Below are 22,778 nucleotides of genomic sequence, written 5' to 3'. Positions count from 1 at the left end.
TTCATCAATATATTAAAAATCCAGTATTTACGCGGTTTTTCTGTACCTTTTGGCTGGCTTGCCAACAGGTTATCCACAGTCAATGTGGATAATACTTTTCTCATATTTTTATCAATAATATGCACGGATTTCATAATCAGTAATCGTGGGAAAATTCCATGCCAGAGATGGATCTTTTGATCATATGTAATGCAAAATACATAAATTATTTGACCGGATAGCAATTGCGTGATAATAATATTTGCAAAGTTCATTTTCTTTCGTGGAGGTATTATGGAATTGGAAGTAGATAGGGTGCATTCCTACGTCATAAACGGGATAACTCTTCAAACCGGGGATATTATCTGCACAACAAATGGCGACGACGCGTTTCTTTCCGGCGAAATATGGAAGCTGGTTGGCAAGCTTTTGCCGGGAGATGTGGACCATATCGCGGTTTATGTCGGACCGAACGGGCGTTGCGTGGAAGCCGGGCCGAAGAAAAAGGTAGTTACATTTAATGTTCAAAACAACCGGTGGGATTCGAAGGCGATGGGGGAAGAGAGAAATTTTTACGACACCTTTTACGGGGTCTCCAAACCGATCGACAGAAACAAATACCCGGCAAACGAAGAGGTCAAGATCAGAGTTGATATTGCAAATTACTGCCTGGCCCAGGCAAAAGCCGAAAAACCGTACAACATGAATTTTCTCGATTCCGAAAATGAAGAGACATTTTACTGCAGTCAGCTCGCATACAAGGCATACCAGAGGCATGGGATCAATCTGAACACGGGGATCGGCATTCCTCTACTTGCCGGGACGGAACGCATCATTGTACCGCAGGAAATATGGAGCGGTTTTCCTACTATAAAGGCCGAGCCGCCGGGAATCGTCACAAGGGTTTTAAAATATATTTATAAACTATTCGGGAAATAGGGGAAGTTCATGGAAAGAGAAGTTGACATGATTCATACATATTCGATTAACGGAGTTCCTCTTTCCACCGGTGATCTTATCTGCACCACCAATGGAGATGAAACTGTTATCGGCGGCCAGATATGGCGCCTTATCGGGAAACTGGTTCCCGGCGAGGTGGATCATGTGGCGATGTATGTCGGGCCGAATGGCCGTTGCGTGGAAGCTGGCGCGAAACTGAAGGCTATCGCCTACTCTGCCGACAGTGTGTGGAATTCTTCAGCGATGGCCGCCGCGAGGGGGGTTCATGATACCTTTTATGGAATAGTCTACCCGCTGAACGGTTCAAAATACAGCGGTGCCGAACAGGAGAAGATCCGTATCAGTGTGGCAAATTACTGCCTAGCCCAGGTAAATGCCGGAAAGCCGTACAACCTTAATTTTCTCGATTCGGAGAGAGAGGATTCCTTTTACTGCAGTCAACTCGTTTATAAGGCTTACCAGAAACATGGAATTAACCTGAATACCGAAAAGGATGTTCCGCAGATACCGTTCACGAAAAGCATCATATTCCCCCAGGAGATATGGAGCGGATTCCCGAACAAACGTTCATAAGTGAAATCAACAAGGCTTTTTCCCAAAGTATTTTAATACCTGGGCAGGCCCATTCTCTGCGCTCAGAGATAAATTGATGTGGTAGATGTATGACCTATTTATGCCATTTTATAAATTATGTATCTGAATTTGACAAAGCAAATGCGTTAGCGTAACTTGGAAATACGATAGTTTGATGCACTGAAGGTGCTTGGCGTTTTGGTTTTTGGCTGGTTTATCAGGTTATAAAATCCGTTTTGGAGGCATTGCATGTTCACAATTTCGAGGCAAAAATTATTTATTTTTTCTAGTTTGTCTATATTCGTCCTATCGTGCGGAATCTTTGTTCCTGCCGAGGATAAAAAGGCCAATAGCGCGTGTGCCATGGGGGGTACCGCTGTGAAGGGCGTCATGGAGGCGTCCAACGTAAAGATCTATTCCGTGACAGCCACCGGCGAGAATGATACTGAGCTTGCCTCCGCATTTACCGCATCCGACGGTACGTGGTCGGCAGATCCTGCCGCATGTGATGACGCCGGAGTGTATCGCGTAGAGGTTACGCAAGGTACATATAAGAGTGAGGCTACGCAGGCTACGGTAACAAACACGGTAAAATACTCCGCTATCGTGGATATGAATTCCCCGGAAGTCTCCTCCGCGGCGGAGTCGCTTGCCATCACGCCTATATCGACATTCATTGACAGCAGGGCCGTGAAAAGCCTTTCGGCAAAACCTGCCGTTCAAAAGGCTCTCTTCGCTCCAACTTCCCTCTCTGCCGCGATTTCTGATGCGACAACAAAGGTCAAGGAGCATTTCGGTTTTACATCAAACCCGATGGTACTGAAGGTAAACTTCGACAAAAAGGATGAGGTAACCTCCAACCCGGACGGTACGAAGCTCGGACTTATTCTCGGCGCGTTCACACAGCAGGCGGCCGACCAGAACCTGGCGGATCCCGGTGTGCTTCTTGAAGCGCTCGCAAAAGACTTCAGCGACGGTGCTTTCGACGGCAAAGAGGGGACCGTGGAAATTACATACCAGGTAGACGGGACAACTGCGGTACTCGCGCCGGATACGGGAACGACCGGCGTTACCACCGCTATCACCAACTACATACAGAACCCGAATTCAACGTTCCAGGAGAGCGGTATGAAGGAAGAGGATGTAACAACAGTGGTTATCGATATCAAGGATAGCGTTACTACATCCCCGGCGGTGAAGAGTGAAGATGTAACCGCCATCAACGCCGAGGCCTACGCCTTCCTCGAAGCAGAGAAATATACGGATGCGAACCTCAAGTATAAGGAAGCCTTGGCAAAAAACCCCCTCGACCGGACGGCTAACTTCGGTGTCGCGTTCACCAACCTAGTGGATCTCATGAACAACACAACGGTAACAAATATGGTTAACTCCTTTGCTTCAGATCCGGTGAACAATCCGATCTTGGATCCGAGAACTACCATCCAAATCATTGACATAGTTAACTTGTTCGCAAATTCTGGAACGACCATTATGAAACCAACGAAGAGGAATTCGGGAATCGCTAACCTAACGGGGCTTCTCGTTAAACTGAAGGAGAGCCTTCCGAAGGACAAGCCGGCAATGGTCGAAAGCGCACAGAAGTTTGCTAGCACCATACCAGCTACCGCCTACAAGATTTCCCAAATCCAGTCTATCGTGGAAACAGACATTCTTCCGGTGGTCGAATCGTCATTGAGGCAGCTTCGAGTCGTGGAGAACACCGGCTATACATTCACTACTCCTCCATGTTGCGGTACGACCCCGGACCCGAGCGTCGTCCTGGATGATGGCGAATTCCTTCTCGCGGATGCCGCCTTGAGTGTCGTGAAAGGGGTGCTCCTTGTTGCGACTGCCTATAACCTGGAGATTGATTACGCGATAGTGGAAGCGGATCCGATGAGCATCTTCAATGGCGCCCACGCGTCATGGTCCGTGGATCCGATGCCGACGCTTGTTACAATCGACAACACTATAGACGCTTCAAATAACTTTACCTTGAAGACCACCGGTAAGACAAAGATGTCCAGCGCTATTTCAGCACTCCGCGCCGCCGTGGACAATTTCGAGAAGGCGCTTGTTTTCATAAAGGCAGAGACCCCAGCACAGGCGGCAGAGGGAGCCATCAAATGGGCAGATATAAAACCAACAAGTCCAGATCCGAACAACCCGGATCCGGCACAGGAAGCTGAAGACGAAGCCAACATGTGGAAGTTGATAGACATGGTGCAACTGGCTCTGTCTGGGCAGGTCAAGTTCACGAACAAGTACGACCCGGCGGATTCGGTTACCCTCTATTGCGACAATACGATAACCGTGGCGTCTTCTACGACGTCGCTTTCCATCATCTCTGTAGACGCGGAGTGGGACGCTGGGTGCAACAGGACGGAGTCGTTCGACGTGAACATTTCACAGTTAGGTGTGACGCCGGTTGAGAGGACGAATCTCCCGACATTCAACTACAGAGGTACCTATAACGTCTATGATTCGTGGGTTTTCAACCAGCCGATGTGCTCTTATACGGACCCGAACTTTACGGAGGTATGTTTCAACGACAATATAGTTTGGCCGGCTAACGACAAATTTAACGGCCTCTTCCCGAACGGCGTTCCCGCCGACTGGAAGTAATTCGATCTAATATGCGGGCGGTTCTTTTAAAAAAGGCCGCCCGCATTATTTTCTAATAAGCTTCAGTAGTTTTCGTTCGCCTCATTCTTGCCAACTGATGTACGCTCTTTTTTCCTTTATATGAGAGCGGTTGTTGGTTCAGAAGTGCCAGGTGAGCTCGATTCTTTGAAGATTTCCACCCTGGTCTCTGGCCAGTTCGTCCTGCCATTTGGAGATGTCTATATCCTTTGTCTGGCTCGCGCCGGTTACCTCTTCCGCGTCATCGGAGGTTTTTCTCGTCACCGCGATTGGTATTATCTGCGCAATGCCGTATTTGATGTCGAAGCGATTCATTCTCAAGGTAGTGCCTAGAAAGAGGGCCGCAAATGTGGATTCGCCATAGGCGAGAATATTTTCCTGTTCGTTAAATTTTCCTATAGGGATGATAGGTGGGGTTGTCCAGTGGTTAAATCCTCCTCCGGGAATAATTTCGATATACCTTGCTCCGCCGCTCCATGAAAGCCGTTTTTCTTCAGAGGAGGTAATACCTATGTGCGTCTGCCGGATATCGGATGAAAGAGCGCCGTTAATATATCTTTTGCCCGAAAAAAGATTTTCCCAGAATGATGAAACATATTTTCCGTCGATGCTTCCGGCAATATTTGCGGCGAGTGTAGATTTTTCGTAGCCGAAAAGCGCATTTGAGCCATCGGAGAGAATATAGTCCCCGGTGACGTTTATCCTGTCAAGTTTCGCCTCCGTGCTGAAATAGCCCCCCGGATTTTCATTGACACTTATTTCTGATCGCGATTTGAATTGAATTTCATCAAAAATCGCTCCAATTGTGAATCTTCCGTAAGGATGGATTTTCACACGCATGGAGCGGTAATCCGTTTTTTCTCCCTTGCCGAATCCGGTTTCAGCGGTAAATTTCTCCGGCACCCCTACCCTCACTCCGAACTCTTCGATGTATTCAGAAATTAAATATGAATTTTCGGCAAAGTTGCTTCCCGAGTAAAGCGAACTGTTGAAGCTTCCTGAATTGAAATATTTTCTAAATCCGATGCCGACCCCTTCCGCGGGGAGATAGATCAAATTGTAAAAGGTGTGATCGATGTCATTGTCGTAATCGATGCCCGCTCCGAAAAGAAAATTGGCTCCAGGCGCAATAGAGAATGCGAAACTTCTCCTGTTGTTTGTCTGTTCGAGTTTTACCGACTGGGGAGATCCGTATGAAGGGAGTTCATAGTCCCCGGCAAAACTGTCAGCCGACACGCCAAGAGAGCTATTTATTCCGAATAATTCCGGCTGGTATATGAGTATAAGGCTCTGCGTGTACGATTTTATCCGAGTATTTCCTGCGGAGGATTTTTCGTTTAAAAGGTTTTCTCTTTCATAGCTGAGGGAGAGGAGATTTCCGAAGGCTCCCATAACTGCGGGTTTATGTATATCCGGTGCTTCTGAGCGGCTGTCTAGCGAACCTGAGCCGAGGCAGGCGACATCCCCCGGCAGTAACAGGCGAATTGGTTTTATATAGACCGTATCGGCTTGAGCATCGGATGGCAAATATATAAAAATGATTACGGTAATTATAGATATGCAGCGTAAAGTCATGATGGAAAAAAATTTGGAAAGCAAAGTTGTTGGCAAGGTTTTTATTGCGCTAAGGCAAGGCGTGATTCAATCGCGAAATCTCGCACCCCTATCGCTATGCCTTTGGCGACCCTTTCGCGAAATGTTGCTTTCTTCAGGTTCTCAGCCTCATTCTTATTTGAAATGAACGCTGTTTCCACCAAAATTGATGGCATTCTTGCCCCGTGAAGTACATAAAACATGGCGCTTTTCACACCGTTATCCTGCGTACGGTATTTATTCTCTCTTAGCGTATCCACCAGTGCTTCCTGCACGCTTTCCGCCATTCTGCTTGATTGATTTATTTTTTCAGTATTCGACATGTCGGAAAGGATGAAGGAGATATCGTTAGATTCAATATTTCTGTTCCCGGATGCGATCATATTTTCACGAGCGGCGGTGAACATCGCCTCTCTGCTGTTGGCTGGGCTTAGAAAGTATGTTTCGACCCCCTTCGCATTGCTTTTGGGATTTGCATTGGCGTGAATCGAAACGAAAAGATTCGCATTTGAAGTGTTTGCAAATGCCGTTCTTTCTTCAAGGGGCATGTATACATCCTTGGTCCTGGTCATAAGAACCCTGCATCTGCACTGCTCCTTCAGAATACGCCTTAACCTTATCCCTATATCAAGCGCGACGTCTTTCTCCTTTAAACCGTTTTTCCCTACGGCACCGGGATCCTTACCGCCATGGCCCGGATCGATGACTATCACCTTCCCTCTGTACGATTCGGGGAAATTCATGCTTGCCGTTTCCAATTTGTTTTCATCTCTTCTGTCGGATGTTCTATTGCCATTGGTGCTTTCAGATCCGCTGGAGACCAGCCCCGCTGCAAGAAGCGCGGGGTCCGCACCAACCGGAGGGGCAAGATCCGGAACGCCGGAATTTTTTGATATCCGGTTTTGAGCCTTTTTATAAATGCCGTTTGTGTCGGCTACGACGTTTTTCCCGGTTCTTCTAAGCGGAGAGTGCTTTTCAATGTCCGGTATCCTTTTAAGACGTACCCCGTTATCGGTGGAGCTGATGGTTTCTGTTTCAGACGGAGCGGCTGAGGCCGCCTGTTCTCCGTTGTCGGCGTAAATATCAATAACGATCCTGCTTGGATTCACCAGTTCCATGGAGTTGATAGAATGTTTGTCCGTCACGGAAATTTCAATTCTTGTAATATCGTTTTCCGGCTGATTGGTAATAATCGATTTGATGATGCCTGATTTCTTTCTTACCAGCTCTCCCGGTTTTTTCATGCGGGTTCCGATAAGATCGATAGTAAGCGATGATGCTGACGTAGAGCGGGAAATTTTGTAATTAACCATCTTACTTACGTCAAAAACGACCCTTCCGTAGTTTTCGTTGTTCCAGTATCTGATCGAATCCAGAGTGGCAAAACGACGAAGCCGTTTTTTTGTTTTATCGCCAGGGAGCGATTTTTTTCTCACGCTTTGGGTTTCGGTATCTTTAATTTTTTCCATTGCCTTGATAGCCATATCCCCTTCGGGAAACCATCGCAACACGCTTCGATAGTATGAAAGGGCTGTTTCATTATCATCGTCGAAGGCGTATATCTCTCCGGTACGAAACAGCGCGTCATCCGCAAGATGGCTGTATGAGTGACCGGTTGCCAGCACTCTGAAAATTGTTACGGCGTTTTCCCTGTCTGGGCTGTTTTTATGTTCGAAGTACAGTTCCTGATATATCTTGCCGGTCATAAATAGCGCTTCCGGAGCTTTCCCCCCCTTCGGGTATTTTAGGTAAACATCCTTGAAAAGGGAGATTGATTTCATCCATTTTTCGCGCGGATACTTTTTCCGGGAAAGGAAGAGATTGTTGTAGTAATCTGCCGCCTTCCTGTATGTTTCGTTAGAACGGTCGGTTTCAGCGCTTCCGTTAGGCGCATACAGCATGGTGGCAGAAATAAGGAGAGAAATTGTCAGTGGCTTCCACATAATACCTTATAATTATATATTAATTTCCACAATAGGATATATTTTTTGCCTTACAAATAGCTAAATCATTCAAATATCAGCTTTAAAAGACTGTCCGCAAGTTACAGGTTATGTAGATATATGAAAAATAGTTACACTGTACATAACTGGAAAATAATAGCTATTCCTGCTTGTAGCCGAGAAAACAAAGTGTTATACTCAGAATGGATAAATAAGTAGATAATATTATAATATTTTTTGTTTTTACGTGACTAGTGTGTATGTTTTATTGCACTTAATGGCTGGGATAGAGTGTGTGGAAACCTGATTTCGAACTGAGCAGAAAAGAAAAGCTGCAACGAAATTTATATAAAACTTTACGAAATGAACTGGATTACTCCCTTTTACAGTATGGAATTCTTGATCCATACGCGAACATCAAAAAAAGCGGTCAGGAGTACCGTTTTGTTGAGAAGCGCGAGCTAAAGCCGAAAGGGAAAGTTACCGAGGCGGAAAACGAGCAGATAGAGGGTTTCATTATTCTATTCTGCGAGAAACCTGTCGAACCTCACTTGAAGAAATATATCCGGTATTTTGATAACAACAAGGTAACGAAGGAGAATCTCCCGGATATCGTACTCGGCTCCAGCAGGGTGGCTCCAGAACTTTTAAAGACCCAGAAGAATTTTGAACACAAGAGGTTTCTCGATCTGATAAAGGCACTTCTCCCGGTCGACTATGCACTGCTGATCCAGCCGGATCAATCGACGAAGAGCAAACTTCGATTTTCTCTCAGCCACTTCCATGTGAGGATCGACTGGCTGATAGATTTTGCTGCAGAGGCGCTTGGCAAGGAACTCAGGTATGTTTCAAAGGATCTGTACGAGAAGGGGGAGGAGTACGCCGAGGAGATGGTGGAAAAACTGTTCGAGTATTACAGCTTTCATCATACTGTTTCCGGCAGGCGCACCGCCGCTCTGGTTGCATACCAGCTTCTGTCTTCTGCAAGTCATATATCCACGGTTTATGTGAACAGCTCCGAATCAAGGACGCTTACGAAGATCTCTGAGGAGGGTATCACGAAGTATTGTCTGGTAAAGATACCCAAGGAGCATGTAAAAGAGATGGACAACGGGGAGCGATTCCAGCATATCAAGAATTTCCGGCGGAATTATCTTTTAAATGAATCGAAGGATGGCGGCGTCGGGATCCTCCGAATAGTTTATACCCATAACGAACATTCAACGCCGCCGGGCGACGGGAAGCTTCGTGAATTGCAGCCGGACGTAAACTGGCTGAAGGTTGTTTCGCAGTCGCTGATACCGAAGCCGACTGTTTTTGAAGGAACTCCGCTTCTTTACAACATAATCTACGATCAGCAGGATCCCTTTACCTGATAACTTGTTCGTTATCAGCGCCGCAGTGCCTGTAAATTGGGAGAAAAGAAAGTTGGTGCCGAGGAGAAGAGTCGAACTTCCACACCCGTGAAGGCACAGGATTCTGAGTCCTGCGTGTCTACCAATTCCACCACCTCGGCACGCCTAGCCATTATGGGAAGTTTTTCAGAAAATTCAAGTATTTCATTTGGTTTGCGATGCCGACACGCAAATATTAGAGGTTTTACGAGTTAAAATGGAGCGAATAAAAATAATCGGACTGCTAATGGTTTATAATGTCCGCCATCTTCTGCCGTATGTCGGCACGTTTGATGCCTGAAGCATGTTTTACAATTTGAGGATTTCGGACGCATTAATATGGATAAAATAAATCTGAAGGATATTCCACTTTCAGGAATGGGTGCGGTCATTTCGGAAATGGGGGAGCCGCCGTTTCGCCTGAAGCAGCTGTGCGACTGGCTCTATTCCAAATCGGTTGTTTCGATAGAGGGGATGACCAATTTTTCTAAAAAAATGCGCGAAAAGCTGGCGGAAAAATATACCGCCGAGGGGCTTGAGATCATCGAGAGAAAGGAGTCGGAGGACGGAACATCGAAATACCTCTTCAGGCTGAAGGATTCGCTCTCTATAGAGGCCGTATACATTCCGGACGGTGAGAGGGGTACAGCCTGCATTTCGACGCAGGTAGGATGCAAGTTCGGCTGTGCGTTTTGTGCCACCGGGAGTCAGGGGTTCTCGCGCGATCTCTCTTTAGGGGAGATAGTAAACCAGTTTGTCATGCTGAAGAACGAAGAGAGCATTGCCAGGGGGCGCCCCCTTACAAATATAGTATTCATGGGGATGGGCGAGCCGCTCGACAATTTCAGGAACCTGATCGATTCAATAGAGATATTCAACTCGCCGGATGGGTTCGGCATCGGCATCAGAAGGATCACCGTTTCGACAGTCGGAATAATCCCGATGCTGGAGAAGCTCGGAGAGGAAGGGAGAGGTGTGAACCTCGCGGTATCGCTCCATTCTGCGGACGAAGGGATACGCACCGAGCTTATGCCTGTAAACAGGAAGTATCCGGTCGGCGCTCTGATGAAATCGCTGGCGCTCTATCCGCTTAGGCCGTACAGGCAGATCACGTTCGAAGTGATAATGCTCAAGGGGATAAACGATTCACGGGAAGAGGCAGGCAAACTGGCAAGGGCCATCGGCAAGTTGAAAGCGAAGGTAAACCTGATAGTCTTCAACCCGGGGGAGAGCGCCAGATTCTTCCCTTCGCCGGATGAAAAGGTGGTTGAATTTCAGAAGGAACTGGTGAAGCATGGCATTGCCGCCCTTATCAGAAAAAACAGGGGGGGCGATATTGAGGCGGCCTGCGGCCAGCTGAAATCAAAATACATATAGCGTCTCTGCCGCTTTTTGTATCGGAGCATTTGAAGGAACACCTCCTCATCAGGAAGGCATCAGCTCATATTTTTATATAGAATATTCTTTACTAGAAGTACGGTTGAACCGCCGTTGCTGTACTGGATCTTGTCGAAATAGTGTCTGCCAAGGATTATGCCTCTTCCGTTCAGCATTTCTATCCGTTCTGAAATTTCCTTGCCTGTCATTGAGAGATATCGTTCAAAGTTGAATCCATCACCTTCGTCCGTAATGGATAATGCTATCTGCCCCTTGATCACGGAGATGTTGATCGAAACTTTCTTGTTGGAGTTGCTTTCCCTCATGGAGACTTCCATATCGAAAATGTTTTCCTCCAGAAGTTTGGCTTTCAACTCCTCTCCAAAATTCAGGTTGCCATGCTCGTGCGCGTTCAGCAGGAATTCGCCGGTGAAGTTTACAAATTTTATCCTCTCCTCCCTCGAGACTACCGGCTCTATCTTCGTAGCTATCCAGCTGTTGGCGACCGCAAGCTCCGTCATCTTTGAGGAGATTACCAGCGACGCAAGGTTCCCTCCATACAGGGATTCGTCGTAACCGTCGCTCCCCTTTTTTACTTTGCGTTCAATCGCCTTTTCGATGATCAGGGAAAAATCTGTAGAGTCGGTCGGTTTTAGAAGATAGTCCTCCACCCCGTACTCAAGAAGTTTTAAACCGAGCTTTGCGTCGGAAAATGCGGACAGGACTACCAGAGGAACCTTTTTATGCTCGAAATTGTACTGGGCGATCTCCCTGCCGCTGATGCCGGGCAACATAAGGTCGCACACTATCGCGTCAAACCGGTTTTGCGGGTTTTTATAAAACTTTAACCCATCTTCGCCGCTCTCCATTTCCACGACGTCATGACCGCAAAAATGGGTAATTATCCGCGAAATCGTCTCCCTGGTCCCCTTATCATCTTCGATAAGGAGCACGGTTTTCTTTGCGTTTTCTCCCATCCTCTCTGAACCTTTCAAACGCATTGAACTGCGCATTTTTACAGGTGTGCCATCCAGCCTGCAGGCTGACGTGCACTAAATTCTAGTAGCTCCATCTACTGTATGATTCTCAAGTCGCTGCAAATAAAATAACCCTTTCATTATCTCCTAGTTTTTTTAGAATGCAAAACTATTGGGAAAAACAAGCGTTTATTTATTAAAGTAGGCGGGGATTTTCTCCATTACGCTCTGCGGTGTCAGCATATCCATGCAGTTCGGGGAGATTTCGCACCCCTTTTTAAAGCAGGGGGCGCAGTCGATCTGAACCTGAAAATTATGATTTTTCCCTCCGGTAATGGGGCCGGTTTTTTCCGGTGAGGTGGGGCCGAACAGCGAAACGATCGGAATATTGAACGCTGAAGCTAGATGCATCGGTCCCGAATCGACAGTCACCATCATCTTCGCCCCCTTTAGTATGGCGGAGAGAAAAATGAGATTACCCTTGCCGCAAAAATTTAAAAATCTTCCACTCAATCCGGAGATGATCCTTTCAACTATCGCAGAATCCGTCGGGGAACCGGTGAAAACCACGGGGATTCCGGTTTCGCTCTGAAAGCGACCGGCAAATTCGCGCCAATTATTTTCCGGCCACATCTTCGTTTTCCATCTCGCTCCAACATGAAATACCGCATACTCTTCAATGCCGGCCTCTTTAATAAGTCGTTTAGCGGCGTCTGTAACTTGGGGGGGGATGGTGAAGCTGAAGTCTGCCCGTTCCGGTACCGGAACATCGAACAGTTTTAACGCCTGCATGATCTTATCTACTGCGTGATGATGACTAGTTGCCGTTTCATTTTCTGAAAAACTTTTTCCTAAAGGAGGTTCGATATATTTCTGGTAGAAATAGCGGCTCCCTTCCCTTGCGTCGGCGAACCCTGCCCTCAGCTTCGCGCCGGATAGCCAGGCAATTACCCCGCTTCTGAAAAGTCCCTGCAGGTCAAGACAGACATCGTATTTAGATTTTCTGATGTCGAGGATGAAGGAAGCAATTTCCCTAAGCGTGGAGGGTTTCCACCAGTTGCGCCCCCAGGCGCTTCTGCGAAACGGTATCGTCCTGCCGACCCCATCCAGATTATCGACAAGATCGGAATAAACATCGCTCACTACCCAGTCTACAGCGGCGTCCGGCTTTATCTCCTTGAGCCTGTTTACGAACGCAAAGCCGTGCACCACGTCGCCGAGAGAACTTATCTTAATTATTAATATCTTCAATGACCATGTTTCCTATCGCGCGTTTTTAATTACCGTTGTCCGTTTAAAGTGCGGCTGAATTTCGCTTTTCAGCCAATTTCCGGCTTTAGGCGATTCATACCCTTTCCGGCAATATTCTACCCCCTTTTTTGCGTCCCCCTTTTCAATCATGGCGGAACAGATGGTAAAGTTCAAAAGTGGCTCCCAATCCCCTTTAATGGAGTCGGGGAGTTTTTCCATCTTCTTCAGGAGCTGTTCGGCGCTCTCCGCTTCTGAGGAGAAATTGCCGCTGTTGTGATGGATTATAAGGCGGTGGTAGTCAGCCAATGGCGATCCGGGGGCAAACTCCTCCAGCAGGTTAGCCCATTCGAGCGCCTTATTCGTGTCCCCCTCGCTCGTCCTGTAGATCCGCGTGAGGAAATCGGCCGCTTCGACTCTTGATAGCGTCGATCTCAGGGCCGCTGTCTCCATAAGATCAAGTCCTTCGCTCCTTGAACCTTCCAGCCCGAGCATCGCTATCAAGTACCTCATCGGGCTTGATAGACCGCCGATGTAATATTTGTATACTCCCGGGCCGAGTTTCGCGTCTGCTCTTTCCGGATGCTTGTTGAGCAATATTTCAAAATGATCAGCCGATTTCTTTCCATCGATGAGCGCGGATATGTAGTTGCCGCTGTAGTACTCCATCCGCGCCGTAAAGCCGTACGCCCCGGCGGTGTAAAAAAGCGCTTCGAAATCATCCGGCCTGGTTTCAATTATCTTGGCGCATTTGGTTATCGTATCGCGCATATCCTTTATCAGCCTCTCCGCTGAGTGAGTCGGTAGTTCTCTTTCAATTTTACTGTCTGCGTGAAGCTCCGCTATACGTCTCCATCGAAGGTCCGATTCCACCGCTCCCCACGATATCGCGGCAGGATAGAAGAGGGATGATGGGGAGCCGGGGTAGAGGAGCTTGAGTTTTTTGAAAACTTCCTGTGCCTTATCGAGTTCCAGCCGGTAGCTGTGCGCCAATCCTTCAAGGATTATTTTTTCCCCCTGGAAATGCGGTTTTTCAGCGCCTGATTCGGAAACATATATTAGATGTGCGGCTAGAAAGAGAAAAACGAAGAGGAAGCGGCTCCTCCCTTTTTCATTAAAGTGGTTCATTCTGAAAAACATCCGGGCCAGTTCTCTCTTTTTGATATGCGCCATGTCAGGAGAGGGTTTTTAATTTATGAATTAGTTGCGCCCTGCTTATCTTATACATGGCGAGTTCCTCTTTGCCGTAAAAGAGGAGCGGTATCTTCTCACCAAAACTTTTTTCCAGTTCCTGATTGCCGGAGATATTTATCTCTTCCAGCGTGAGCGGGCTGTTTTTTGAGACATCGAGGATAACCTCTTTCATCTTCTCGCAGAGGGAGCACTCTGGTTTTGTATACATCGTCAGTTTTATGCAGTTGTTAAATTCTTTTTCCATTGTCTATCCGGTTCAAAGCGTAAACTCTATGCCATCCTGATTGAAACATAAAGGAGAGTTGAAGATATATTATTAAAACCTGTTTTTGATGGTCTTTGGCTGTACATTTGCATGTCGGATGACAAAATTTGTCACGAATGACAAAAATTGTCCGCATTTTAGATATAAAAACGTCTTGTTACAGGAATATTTTGCGTAAAACATCTCTATCTTGTTGTTTATTAAGATAATATGTTATTATCAAACGGTTGGCATCCCTATTGCATTTACACCTAGCCAGATAGTCGAATAGTTGTTAGTTCGATGGATAACATTAATTATTTATTAGGAGGTATTTTTGATGATGGAAAAAATGAGAAACGTGTTTAAGGGCGAAAAGGGTTTTACTCTTATCGAGCTGCTGGTCGTTGTCGCGATCATCGGTATCCTCGTGGCTATCGCGATCCCGCAGTTCTCTACATACAAAAAATCGGCTAACGATGCATCTGCAAAATCGATGCTCGCTACAGTTGCTACTGCGATGGAAGCTTGTTATGTAACAAACAACACGTATGCTGGTTGCAATTTAGACTTGGCCCCATATGGCTATGTAGCTGATTTACAAATTACTGTAAATTTTCCAAGCTCTGTTGCTGGCGCTTCACCTATTGACAACGTTACCTGGTCTGCTGAAGCATCCCATTCCTCTGGAACAGCAGCACCCGAAGGTGTTTTTCATTGGGATTCAGCAAAAGGCGGAGCAACTTGGTAAGCTTTTTAGCTTAACGTAAGTTTCTCAGAGGGTATGGGATCTTTCCCATACCCTTTTTTTATTTCAAAGATTCACACCTATAGCGTATTCATGAAAAAGGGGCGGGACGGGTAGCTAATTCTTCAGAACGTTGCCGACTGCCTTCAGGATGGCGTCTTTTGTTGCCGGTTTAATAAGATAATCGTTCACGCCGGCATCCTTTGCCGATTGAATATTCTCGCTGTTGGTTTTCGAGGTGAGCATTATCACCGGAAGGTTTTTCGAAGCGGGGTTTTCCCTGATCTTCCTCAGCACCTTTATTCCGTCGATATCGGGGAGTATCCAGTCGAGGAGAGCTACATCGGGCGTTTCGTTTTTTATCGCCAGAAGCGCGCTAGTCCCGCTGTCGGCTTCGATGACATTCGTCATCCCCCCCTGCGCCAGCAGTTTTTTTAGGATGTTTCTCATGCTTTTGGAGTCGTCCACGATGAGAACCTTAATATTCTTGTCAATATCGGTCACGATAATGTTTCCTTCAGCTTTAATTCTGTAAAACAGTAATTATACACGGTGGAGCAATCCCTCTCTTCATGCTTTTGCCGCTATTCTTCATTCTGCCATAAAAAACGCCGGGTTGTATTGAATATAGGAGATTTTTTAAATTAGATGCCGTATGAACTGGATATTATATCTATTCGTTTCAATCGGGGAAGCTCCCTGGCTCTGTCTGTAATCCTGTCACTTGTCTCCAATATTGGTTTAGCTTCACGATTGCAGGTAAAATCCGGTATATGAATTATTTTCTCGAGATGAGGCAGTTCATTCTGCTTTCGATCCTGTTCCATGTGATAGGAGCATTCCTTTCGGTACATCTTATAAAAATAAGAGAGGTTCCCCCGCCGATATCGGTCACCTTTATCGAGGAGCCGAAGATAAACAACATCAACTTCCCCTTCGGCAAGATAGTCGAAACAAAAGCGGAAGAAGATAGTAAATCCCCGGATGAGGCCGACCTTCTCTCCGCTTCGGAGAGCAAAGGGGGGGAAGAGCTGAAGAACGAGATGAGGACATCGCGCGCGGTTAAAAAGGGGGAGGCGAGCGAAAGTAATAAAGGGGGGGTTGCGCAGAAGAGCAAGGAGCACGATGAATACGCGGTGAAAAGCGCCAAAGAGAGGGATAGGGTAGAGACCGACATTCAGAGCGAAGGGGACCGTGAGGCTGTATTTCTGGAGAAGAGTCGCATCGACGAAATTGTGAGGGATAATCCCGCAGGGTTTTATGAGACAGGAGATGAGGCGATAGTTTCGCTGAACACTAAAAAGTTCAAATACGCCTCCTATTTCCTCAAAATAAAACGTGACGTCGAAGCCGCCTGGTATTATCCCGACGAAGCTATCTCAAGGGGGCTTGGGGGGACGACCCTGCTTAGATTTACGCTCCTCCCTTCGGGGGAGATGGAGGGGCTTGATATCGTCAGGAGCTCGGGTGAGAGCTCGCTCGATTCCGCTTCGATCGACGCGGTGAAAGCGGCGGTTCCGTTCGATCCTTTCCCTGCGACCATTACGCAGAAGAGGCTTCACATAGTGGTTCACTTCACTTACCAGCCGATGTTCAATCCTGTCGGCTCTCCGCGGTAGGGATCGCCGCGCCTGATGATTATTAAAAACGCGAAGCTCTACGATCCGGCAAACGGAATAGAGGGGGAGCAAAGCGACATTTACATAACGGGTGATGCGGTATCAGACAAAGAGAATTTTGCCGCAACCGGGGATGACGGAGAGATCGTAGACGCGACCGGGCTCATCGCCATGCCGGGCGCGCTTGACATTCATTCACATCTCACAGCCGCCGATGAAGCTTCGCGCAGGTTCGGTTTTCCGCCTGAAAATTTCGGTAGCAGAGCGGTTGCGGAACTCTACCTCTCGATGGGGTTCACGACAATAGTTGAACCGGGGCTTAGGAGCGGCGCTTCGTTCGGAAACGCTCCTGTTCGGCATCTCGCGCTTCAGCTTGCACGGGGGAGCGATGACGGTCTGGCCCCCGGTTTTCTTACTTTCAAATATGTGGGTAGCGACGGGTGCGAGGCGTTCTTAAGTTCTGATACTGTGGCGCACATCCCCCCTCCGCATATACACCTCCCCGATCTGGGGAAGGGTGGGAGCATTCAAACTCTGGAAAAATTCCTGAAGCGTCTTGGCGGACGGCGTTGTCATCTCTCGCATCTTGCCTATTACATATTCGATTCCGTAAAAGGAAAACCGGTTCCCCGCGCGAAGCTCGCCGCGGAAATGATCTCGCAATATGAAAACGTCACCTTTGATCTCGGCCCTGTATCTTTCGGGGAAACTTTTTCGCTCACCGCTGATGAGGAGCTTTCACGGCGCATCGCCCGTACGGCAAAAAGGGAAATAGGGAGGAGCGATGATTTTCCATACTCTACCATCAAGTACAATTTCAGAAACGACTGCTACTACGATTCGATCTACTGGCTCGCAGGCATGGAATTTCTTCTGGAATTGAAGGATATTTCCAAAGCCTCCCTCTCAATTGATTACCCATCGGGCGGACATCCTTCCGCATATCCTTTTATCATCGCCTCTCTGATGGAGAGGGAAAAGAGGGAGCGGTTCGCATCCACGCTCGACGGCGAGGCTTTGAAGAATTCCACACTTATGGAAGTTGAAAAAGAGTTTTCTATCCATGAAATAGCGTCGATCACACGCTCTTCCCCCGCGCGCGCGCTTTTGCCGGAAGAAGCGGGGTCCATGAATGCGGCGGTGATCAAGAGGATCGGCAATTTATCCGCCGGCTCTTTCGCCGATGTCGCACTTTACTCCCCTTCGGATGATATTCAAAAAATGTTCGCCCACCCAGCGGTTGTCGTAAAAGGGGGAAGCGTTGCCAATAAGGTGTAGAGTAGACGGATGGAGATAAACGGAGTTTCAATAGACGACGTGTCGGCGGAGGGATTCCGCTCCCCTTTCGCGCGCCTTTATTTCACAGGGCGAAACGGCAAGTGGGCGCGTGAAGCGTCCGTAAAGGCTGTCGGTTGTGCCACCTCGATAATCGGCTGCGGCGTTGAAGCGGGGATAGAGGCGCGCGGGGAGAATTTCAAAACACCAGACGCAAGACCTGGGGATGCGCTCCTCTTCTTTGCGAAGAGGAGGGAGAAGCTGGAAAAGGAGCTTATTAAGCGGGTCGGTCAGGTGGCGTTGCCTACGCCGACCGTGATGGTTTTCAACTGCCTCGACGAAGGTGATCCGTGGGAGCTTGGGAAGAAGATAGCTCTCTTCGGCAACGGATTCGAGCATGAAGAGAAGAGGCACGGACGCGATTGCGTGGTGGTCCCTATAACGTCGGGGGAGTTCGTCATGGAGAAGAGCATCAGAATTGGTGAAGGTATCGGTGGTGCGAATTTCTGGATATACGCTTCGAGCCAGAAGAGCGGATTGAAGGCTGCGGAGAAAGCCGTTTCGGCTATTGAACCACTCGCCGGTCTTGTTCTCCCTTTCGCCGGGGGGGTGGTCGCCTCCGCAAGCAGAGTAGGTTCGCGCTATTCGTTCCTGAAGGCATCCACGCAGGAGGACTATTGCCCGACCATTGACGTTAAAAAGAATCCTGGGCGCAAGCTCGAAAAGGGGATTGAAGCGGTTTTTGAGATTGTGCTGAACGCGGTCTCTCTGGAAGTTGCCCGCACGGCTATGAAAGCCGGTATTGAGGCGGCCTGTTCCGGCGGCGGAGTGGTGAAGATCGGCGCGGCGAACTTCGACGGCGCGCTCGGTGACATTCATATTCCCTTAAGGGAACTGTTCAGCTGATAATGTCTTGAGGCAGATGGGGAGCCTCTCCTTTTTGCAGTTGATTCGGTTTTCATTTCAGTTCATATTGGAACCGTTTGCATCGCTTTTTTTGGCATTTTTGCCATTTTTGGTTGACAAAAAAATTAGGGTATACATAGAATACGTGGTTTGTAAATTGTGTGATTTGTGGGATTTCCGTAAAAATATTGGAGGGGTACAGTGGCTAAACTTTTAGAAGGCCCGGCCATGAGGCTATTCGAGAAATGGGGGGTAAAAACTCCATATCAGCTTGTTATTTCAGACATTTCTCAGCTCGATGATCTTATCGAGTCGAACAAATGGATGAATGACCGCAAGATGGTCGTCAAGGCACACGAGGCAATAGGTGGAAGGTTCAAACGCGGTCTGGTGAAAGTTGATCTTGATATCAGCGGGGTCAAGAAAGCTACGAAGGAGATTTTAGGCAAAGACGTGGATGGTCTCGTGATCTCTCAGGTCATCATTGCCGAAATGATCCCTCATGATGACGAGTATTACATCGCGGTTCAGTCCACCCGCGAAGGGGCGGAGATACTTCTGGCAAATATGGGTGGTATCGACGTTGAGGATAACTGGGACAAGATAAAACGGACTTTTGTGGTCGTTGGCGAAAAGCCGACCGCCGATCAGCTGAAAAAACTGGCGAAAGAGGCTGGTTTCAAGGCCGACCTGATAGACAAGGTTGCCGAGTTTGCCCTGAAGTTCTTTGAATGCTACGACAACGAGGATGGGCAGTACATAGAGATAAACCCGCTCATCGTGAATCCGAAGAACGGCGAACTCACCGCTCTCGACGCGGTAACGAACCTCGACGGCGACGCTCGGTTCCGCCATACAGACTGGAACTTCAACTTCGCGGCGGAGTTCGGTCGTGAATACACTCAGAGCGAAAAGAAGATTATGGAGATTGACGGCCGCGTGAAAGGATCGGTGAAGCTTATCGAGATACCTGGCGGGACGACAGCGCTTCTTCCGGCAGGTGGCGGCGCATCGGTTTTCTATTCCGACGCGGTTATAAACCTCGGTGGAACGATTGCAAACTACTCGGAGTATTCCGGCGATCCGCCAGCGTGGGCTGTGGAAGCCCTCACAGAGGAGGTCTGCTCGCTCCCTGGAATTAAAAACATTATTGTCGGCGGCGCTATCGCGAATTTCACCGACGTAAAGGTGACGTTTGCCGGAATCATAAACGGATTCAGGAAGGCGAAGAAGGAAGGAAAGCTGGATGGCGTAAAGATATGGGTGCGCCGCGGCGGACCAAACGAGGCCGCCGGCCTCGCGGCGATGAGGGAGTTGAAGAACGAAGGATTTGATATCGAGGTCTTCGACAGATATACACCGTTAACCGATATCGTTAACATGGCATTGGGGAAGTAGGATGAGTATTTTTGCTGACGAGAATACAAGAGTTGTGATCATGGGCGGCCCTGCCGCCGTTAACGCCGCGAAGAGGATGGGTGAATTCTGCCACCTCACCGGCAGGGAACTTTATGTGGACGCCTTCGTATTTCCTCCCGATGCCGGGAAGACTGCGGATGTTCCTGTGGGTAACACCATCTGTGCGGTACCGATCTACGCCTCATTGAAAGAGGCAACGGATAAACATGGTTCAAACACCGCGCTTGTCTTCGTGGCTCCAAACCGCGCCACACAGGCGGCGATGGAAGCGTTTGACAATCCGAAGATCAAGGCCATCTCCATGATCACCGAAGGTGTGCCGGAGAAGGACGCGAAACTTCTCATAAAGAAGGCAAAGGATACAGGAAAGATAATGAACGGGCCGTCCGCGATCGGCGTTATGTCGGCTGGGAAATGCAGGCTTGGCGTTATCGGCGGAGAGTACAACAACCTTATCCTGTCGAAACTCTTCAGGCAGGGTTCTTTTGGCGTACTCACGAAATCCGGCGGTCTTTCGAACGAGATCATGTGGATCATCTCCCAGTTTGCGGATGGAATTACCACCGCTGTCGGTATCGGCGGCGACGCGTATCCTTGTTCCGATTTCAGAACCTATCTCGACATGTTCGAGAAGGATAACGAAACAAAAGCGGTCATTATCGTCGGCGAGATGGGGGGAAACCTCGAGGAAGACGCCGCGAGATGGCTCAAGGAGAAACCTCGCAGGATAAAGGTGATAGCTGTTATCGCCGGGTTCTGCCAGGAGGCGCTCCCCAAAGGGATGAAATTCGGCCACGCGGGTGCGAAGGAAGGACAGCACGGCGAAGGCTCGGCGCGCGGAAAATCCGAAGCGCTAAAAGCGGCCGGGGCGATCGTTCCCGATACATTCGGAGCTCTTGGACCGGCTATTAAGAAGGTATATGAGGACCTCATTGCGACAGGCGCGGCGAAACAGATGGAAGAGGTCTCCCCTTCGGATCTCCCGCAGCTTCCGAAGAAGATTGAACACTTTATGGATAGCGGCGACCTTCTCATAGAGCCTCTCATCAAATCGTCAATTTCCGACGACCGCGGCGAGGAACCGCTCTACTGCGGATACCCGGCATCCGAACTTATCAACAAGGGGTACGACATATCCCACGTTATAGGTCTTCTCTGGAACAAGAAACTTGTAACCAAGAAAGAGGCAGAAGTGATCCGCAGGATCATCATGCTGTCTGCCGATCACGGCCCGGCGGTATCGGGCGCGTTTGCCACCATCATGGCGGCTTGCGCCGGAATAGGTCTTTCGCAGTCGGTCGCGGCAGGGCTCATCATGATCGGGCCCCGTTTCGGCGGCGCGGTTACGGATGCGGGCAAATATTTCGATTTCGGCCTGAGCCAGTACCCGAACGATATCCCCGGCTTCCTCGCGTACATGAAGAAAAACGTGGGGCCCGTTCCAGGTATCGGCCACAGGGTTAAAAGTTTGAAGAACCCCGATAAGCGCGTACAGGAACTTATCAGGCACGTCCGCGAGGCGAAAATTTCGACTCCGCGTCTCGATTACGCCCTCAAGGTGGAAGAGGTAACGACCACAAAGAAGGATAACCTTATCCTGAACGTGGACGGCTGTATGGCATGTATCCTTACCGATCTCGGATTCCCGAACGACGCCCTAAACGGATTTTTCATCCTGGCAAGGACCATCGGTCTGATTGGGCACTGGGCGGATCAGAAGAGAAACAACGGAAGGCTCATCCGCATGTTCAATTACCTTATCAACTACGCTGTTTCGGGAAGGAAAGAAGTTCCGAAACTCGACTAGAGACAACTGTTTCGCTAACCGGGCCGGATATCATTCGGCCCGGTTTTTTTTTGCGCTCACGCTAAAACAGCTACGCCGGAAACGTGGGATGAATATCCCTCTCCCCCTCCGCTTTCCGCAATACACTTTTGCGAAAACGGCGGGTAGAGTTGCTAAACCACTTAATGGAGCGATCTCCAGCTCTTTCAGGATGTAAATCTTGCGGCGCCAAGTCGAAATTTCCCTCCCCGTTGCGCCCGGTTTTTCAAAATGTAGTTGATAGTGGATGATTCCCTTGCAAGATGCGAAAATAGCGGGGTTACCTATTACAGGGGTTATATATGAATACACCGGGCCATCTGGTTTTGAATTTTGCCATTCTTGGGAGCGGGAAGAAGCCGCGGAATTATTTTCCGATTGCGATAGCTTCAATACTCCCCGATATCCCTATTTTCATATTCTATATCTACCAGAGGTATTTTCTGGATATGCCGGATATCCTTACATGGGGCGTTATCTACTACTCGCCGGAGTGGCAGGATCTTTTCGATCTTTTTCATTCCTTCCCGATAGCGGTCGCGGGGTTTCTCATCTTCCAGATATTCGGGTTCGAAAAGACAGCGATAATTTTCGCGGCGATAGGGATGCATTCCGTTTTTGATATTTTCGTTCACGCGGAAGACGCGCATCGTCATTTTTTCCCGTTCATCGGCTGGCGTTTCGAGAGCCCGGTCTCATACTGGAATCCGCGCCACTTCGGTTTGCTGGGGGCGGCGATAGAGATAATTCTGGTTTCAGCGGCGGCGCTTATCGTGTTCAAAAGGGATCCGGCGAAGTGGATAAGATATCTTCTTACGTTAATATTGCTGTTCTATTTTGCCGGAACTATCCTGCGTTCTC

At 48.5% G+C, this 22,778-nt stretch carries 18 protein-coding genes, 1 tRNA gene and 1 pseudogene; 12 read left to right on the top strand and 8 right to left on the bottom strand.

Features of this window, described 5'->3' with window-relative positions; all coding sequences use genetic code 11:
* Positions 1-273: 273 nt before the first annotated feature.
* The 3 genes from OEY64_10435 (at position 274) to OEY64_10425 (ending at position 4,137) form a co-directional block, all read left to right on the top strand.
* Positions 274-918 (top strand): YiiX/YebB-like N1pC/P60 family cysteine hydrolase, encoded by a 645-nt coding sequence (locus OEY64_10435; protein ID MDH5543365.1) that lies wholly within the window; start codon positions 274-276, stop codon positions 916-918.
* Positions 919-927: 9 nt separating this feature from the next.
* Complete coding sequence (locus OEY64_10430; GenBank protein ID MDH5543364.1) at positions 928-1,512, top strand: YiiX/YebB-like N1pC/P60 family cysteine hydrolase; 585 nt, start codon at positions 928-930, stop codon at positions 1,510-1,512.
* A 378-nt stretch (positions 1,513-1,890) separates the two neighbouring features.
* The gene (locus tag OEY64_10425; GenBank protein MDH5543363.1) at positions 1,891-4,137 is read left to right on the top strand and encodes a hypothetical protein; all 2,247 of its coding nucleotides are present in this window, start codon (positions 1,891-1,893) and stop codon (positions 4,135-4,137) included.
* A gap of 138 nt (positions 4,138-4,275) precedes the next feature.
* On the opposite strand, the gene OEY64_10420 is transcribed toward OEY64_10425, so the two are convergent.
* Both OEY64_10420 and OEY64_10415 read right to left on the bottom strand, forming a co-directional pair.
* On the bottom strand, positions 4,276-5,547 hold the full coding sequence (locus tag OEY64_10420; GenBank protein MDH5543362.1) for a hypothetical protein: 1,272 nt from the start codon (positions 5,545-5,547) through the stop codon (positions 4,276-4,278).
* Between the two features lie 224 nt (positions 5,548-5,771).
* Complete coding sequence (locus OEY64_10415; protein ID MDH5543361.1) at positions 5,772-7,691, bottom strand: N-acetylmuramoyl-L-alanine amidase; 1,920 nt, start codon at positions 7,689-7,691, stop codon at positions 5,772-5,774.
* 293 nt (positions 7,692-7,984) lie between these two features.
* Between OEY64_10415 and OEY64_10410 the strand changes: the two genes are divergently transcribed.
* Positions 7,985-9,067 (top strand): hypothetical protein, encoded by a 1,083-nt coding sequence (locus tag OEY64_10410; GenBank protein MDH5543360.1) that lies wholly within the window; start codon positions 7,985-7,987, stop codon positions 9,065-9,067.
* A gap of 53 nt (positions 9,068-9,120) precedes the next feature.
* Here the strand turns inward: OEY64_10410 and OEY64_10405 are convergent.
* Positions 9,121-9,207, bottom strand: a tRNA-Leu gene (locus tag OEY64_10405).
* 217 nt (positions 9,208-9,424) lie between these two features.
* Between OEY64_10405 and rlmN the strand changes: the two genes are divergently transcribed.
* Positions 9,425-10,462, top strand: coding sequence for a 23S rRNA (adenine(2503)-C(2))-methyltransferase RlmN (gene rlmN, locus OEY64_10400; GenBank protein MDH5543359.1), 1,038 nt, complete (start codon positions 9,425-9,427; stop codon positions 10,460-10,462).
* Positions 10,463-10,521: 59 nt separating this feature from the next.
* On the opposite strand, the gene OEY64_10395 is transcribed toward rlmN, so the two are convergent.
* From OEY64_10395 to OEY64_10380, 4 genes are all read right to left on the bottom strand, one after another.
* Complete coding sequence (locus tag OEY64_10395) at positions 10,522-11,475, bottom strand: response regulator (GenBank protein ID MDH5543358.1); 954 nt, start codon at positions 11,473-11,475, stop codon at positions 10,522-10,524.
* 153 nt (positions 11,476-11,628) lie between these two features.
* Positions 11,629-12,690: a glycosyltransferase family 9 protein gene (locus OEY64_10390; protein ID MDH5543357.1), complete on the bottom strand. Its 1,062-nt coding sequence runs from the start codon at positions 12,688-12,690 to the stop codon at positions 11,629-11,631.
* Between the two features lie 12 nt (positions 12,691-12,702).
* On the bottom strand, positions 12,703-13,815 hold the full coding sequence (locus tag OEY64_10385) for a hypothetical protein (GenBank protein MDH5543356.1): 1,113 nt from the start codon (positions 13,813-13,815) through the stop codon (positions 12,703-12,705).
* 46 nt (positions 13,816-13,861) lie between these two features.
* Positions 13,862-14,125 carry a glutaredoxin family protein gene (locus tag OEY64_10380; GenBank protein MDH5543355.1) on the bottom strand — a complete coding sequence of 88 codons (264 nt, stop codon included), beginning with the start codon at positions 14,123-14,125 and terminating at the stop codon, positions 13,862-13,864.
* Positions 14,126-14,477: 352 nt separating this feature from the next.
* Between OEY64_10380 and OEY64_10375 the strand changes: the two are divergent.
* Positions 14,478-14,588, top strand: a pseudogene (locus tag OEY64_10375) (prepilin-type N-terminal cleavage/methylation domain-containing protein).
* 402 nt (positions 14,589-14,990) lie between these two features.
* On the opposite strand, the gene OEY64_10370 reads toward OEY64_10375, so the two are convergent.
* Positions 14,991-15,377 carry a response regulator gene (locus OEY64_10370; protein MDH5543354.1) on the bottom strand — a complete coding sequence of 129 codons (387 nt, stop codon included), beginning with the start codon at positions 15,375-15,377 and terminating at the stop codon, positions 14,991-14,993.
* 269 nt (positions 15,378-15,646) lie between these two features.
* Here OEY64_10370 and OEY64_10365 point away from each other — a divergent pair, with 269 nt between their 5' ends.
* The 6 genes from OEY64_10365 to OEY64_10340 all read left to right on the top strand — a co-directional run.
* Positions 15,647-16,492, top strand: a complete 846-nt coding sequence (locus OEY64_10365) for a TonB family protein (protein ID MDH5543353.1) — start codon at positions 15,647-15,649, stop codon at positions 16,490-16,492.
* 15 nt (positions 16,493-16,507) lie between these two features.
* On the top strand, positions 16,508-17,770 hold the full coding sequence (locus OEY64_10360; GenBank protein MDH5543352.1) for a hypothetical protein: 1,263 nt from the start codon (positions 16,508-16,510) through the stop codon (positions 17,768-17,770).
* Positions 17,771-17,779: 9 nt separating this feature from the next.
* Positions 17,780-18,673, top strand: a complete 894-nt coding sequence (locus OEY64_10355; protein ID MDH5543351.1) for a formylmethanofuran--tetrahydromethanopterin N-formyltransferase — start codon at positions 17,780-17,782, stop codon at positions 18,671-18,673.
* A 201-nt stretch (positions 18,674-18,874) separates the two neighbouring features.
* Positions 18,875-20,071: an ATP citrate lyase gene (locus OEY64_10350; protein ID MDH5543350.1), complete on the top strand. Its 1,197-nt coding sequence runs from the start codon at positions 18,875-18,877 to the stop codon at positions 20,069-20,071.
* Between the two features lies 1 nt (position 20,072).
* Positions 20,073-21,899: an ATP citrate lyase gene (locus tag OEY64_10345; GenBank protein MDH5543349.1), complete on the top strand. Its 1,827-nt coding sequence runs from the start codon at positions 20,073-20,075 to the stop codon at positions 21,897-21,899.
* A gap of 320 nt (positions 21,900-22,219) precedes the next feature.
* Positions 22,220-22,778, top strand: a 559-nt coding sequence (locus OEY64_10340) for a hypothetical protein (GenBank protein MDH5543348.1), incomplete at its 3' end; no start/stop codon positions are given.

The organism is Nitrospinota bacterium, assembly GCA_029881495.1.
In the GTDB taxonomy this organism is placed as follows: Bacteria; Nitrospinota_A; UBA7883; order JACRGQ01; family JACRGQ01; genus JAOUMJ01.
Note: the sequence above shows the minus strand (reverse complement) of the source record. Positions and strands in the feature narration are given on the sequence as shown.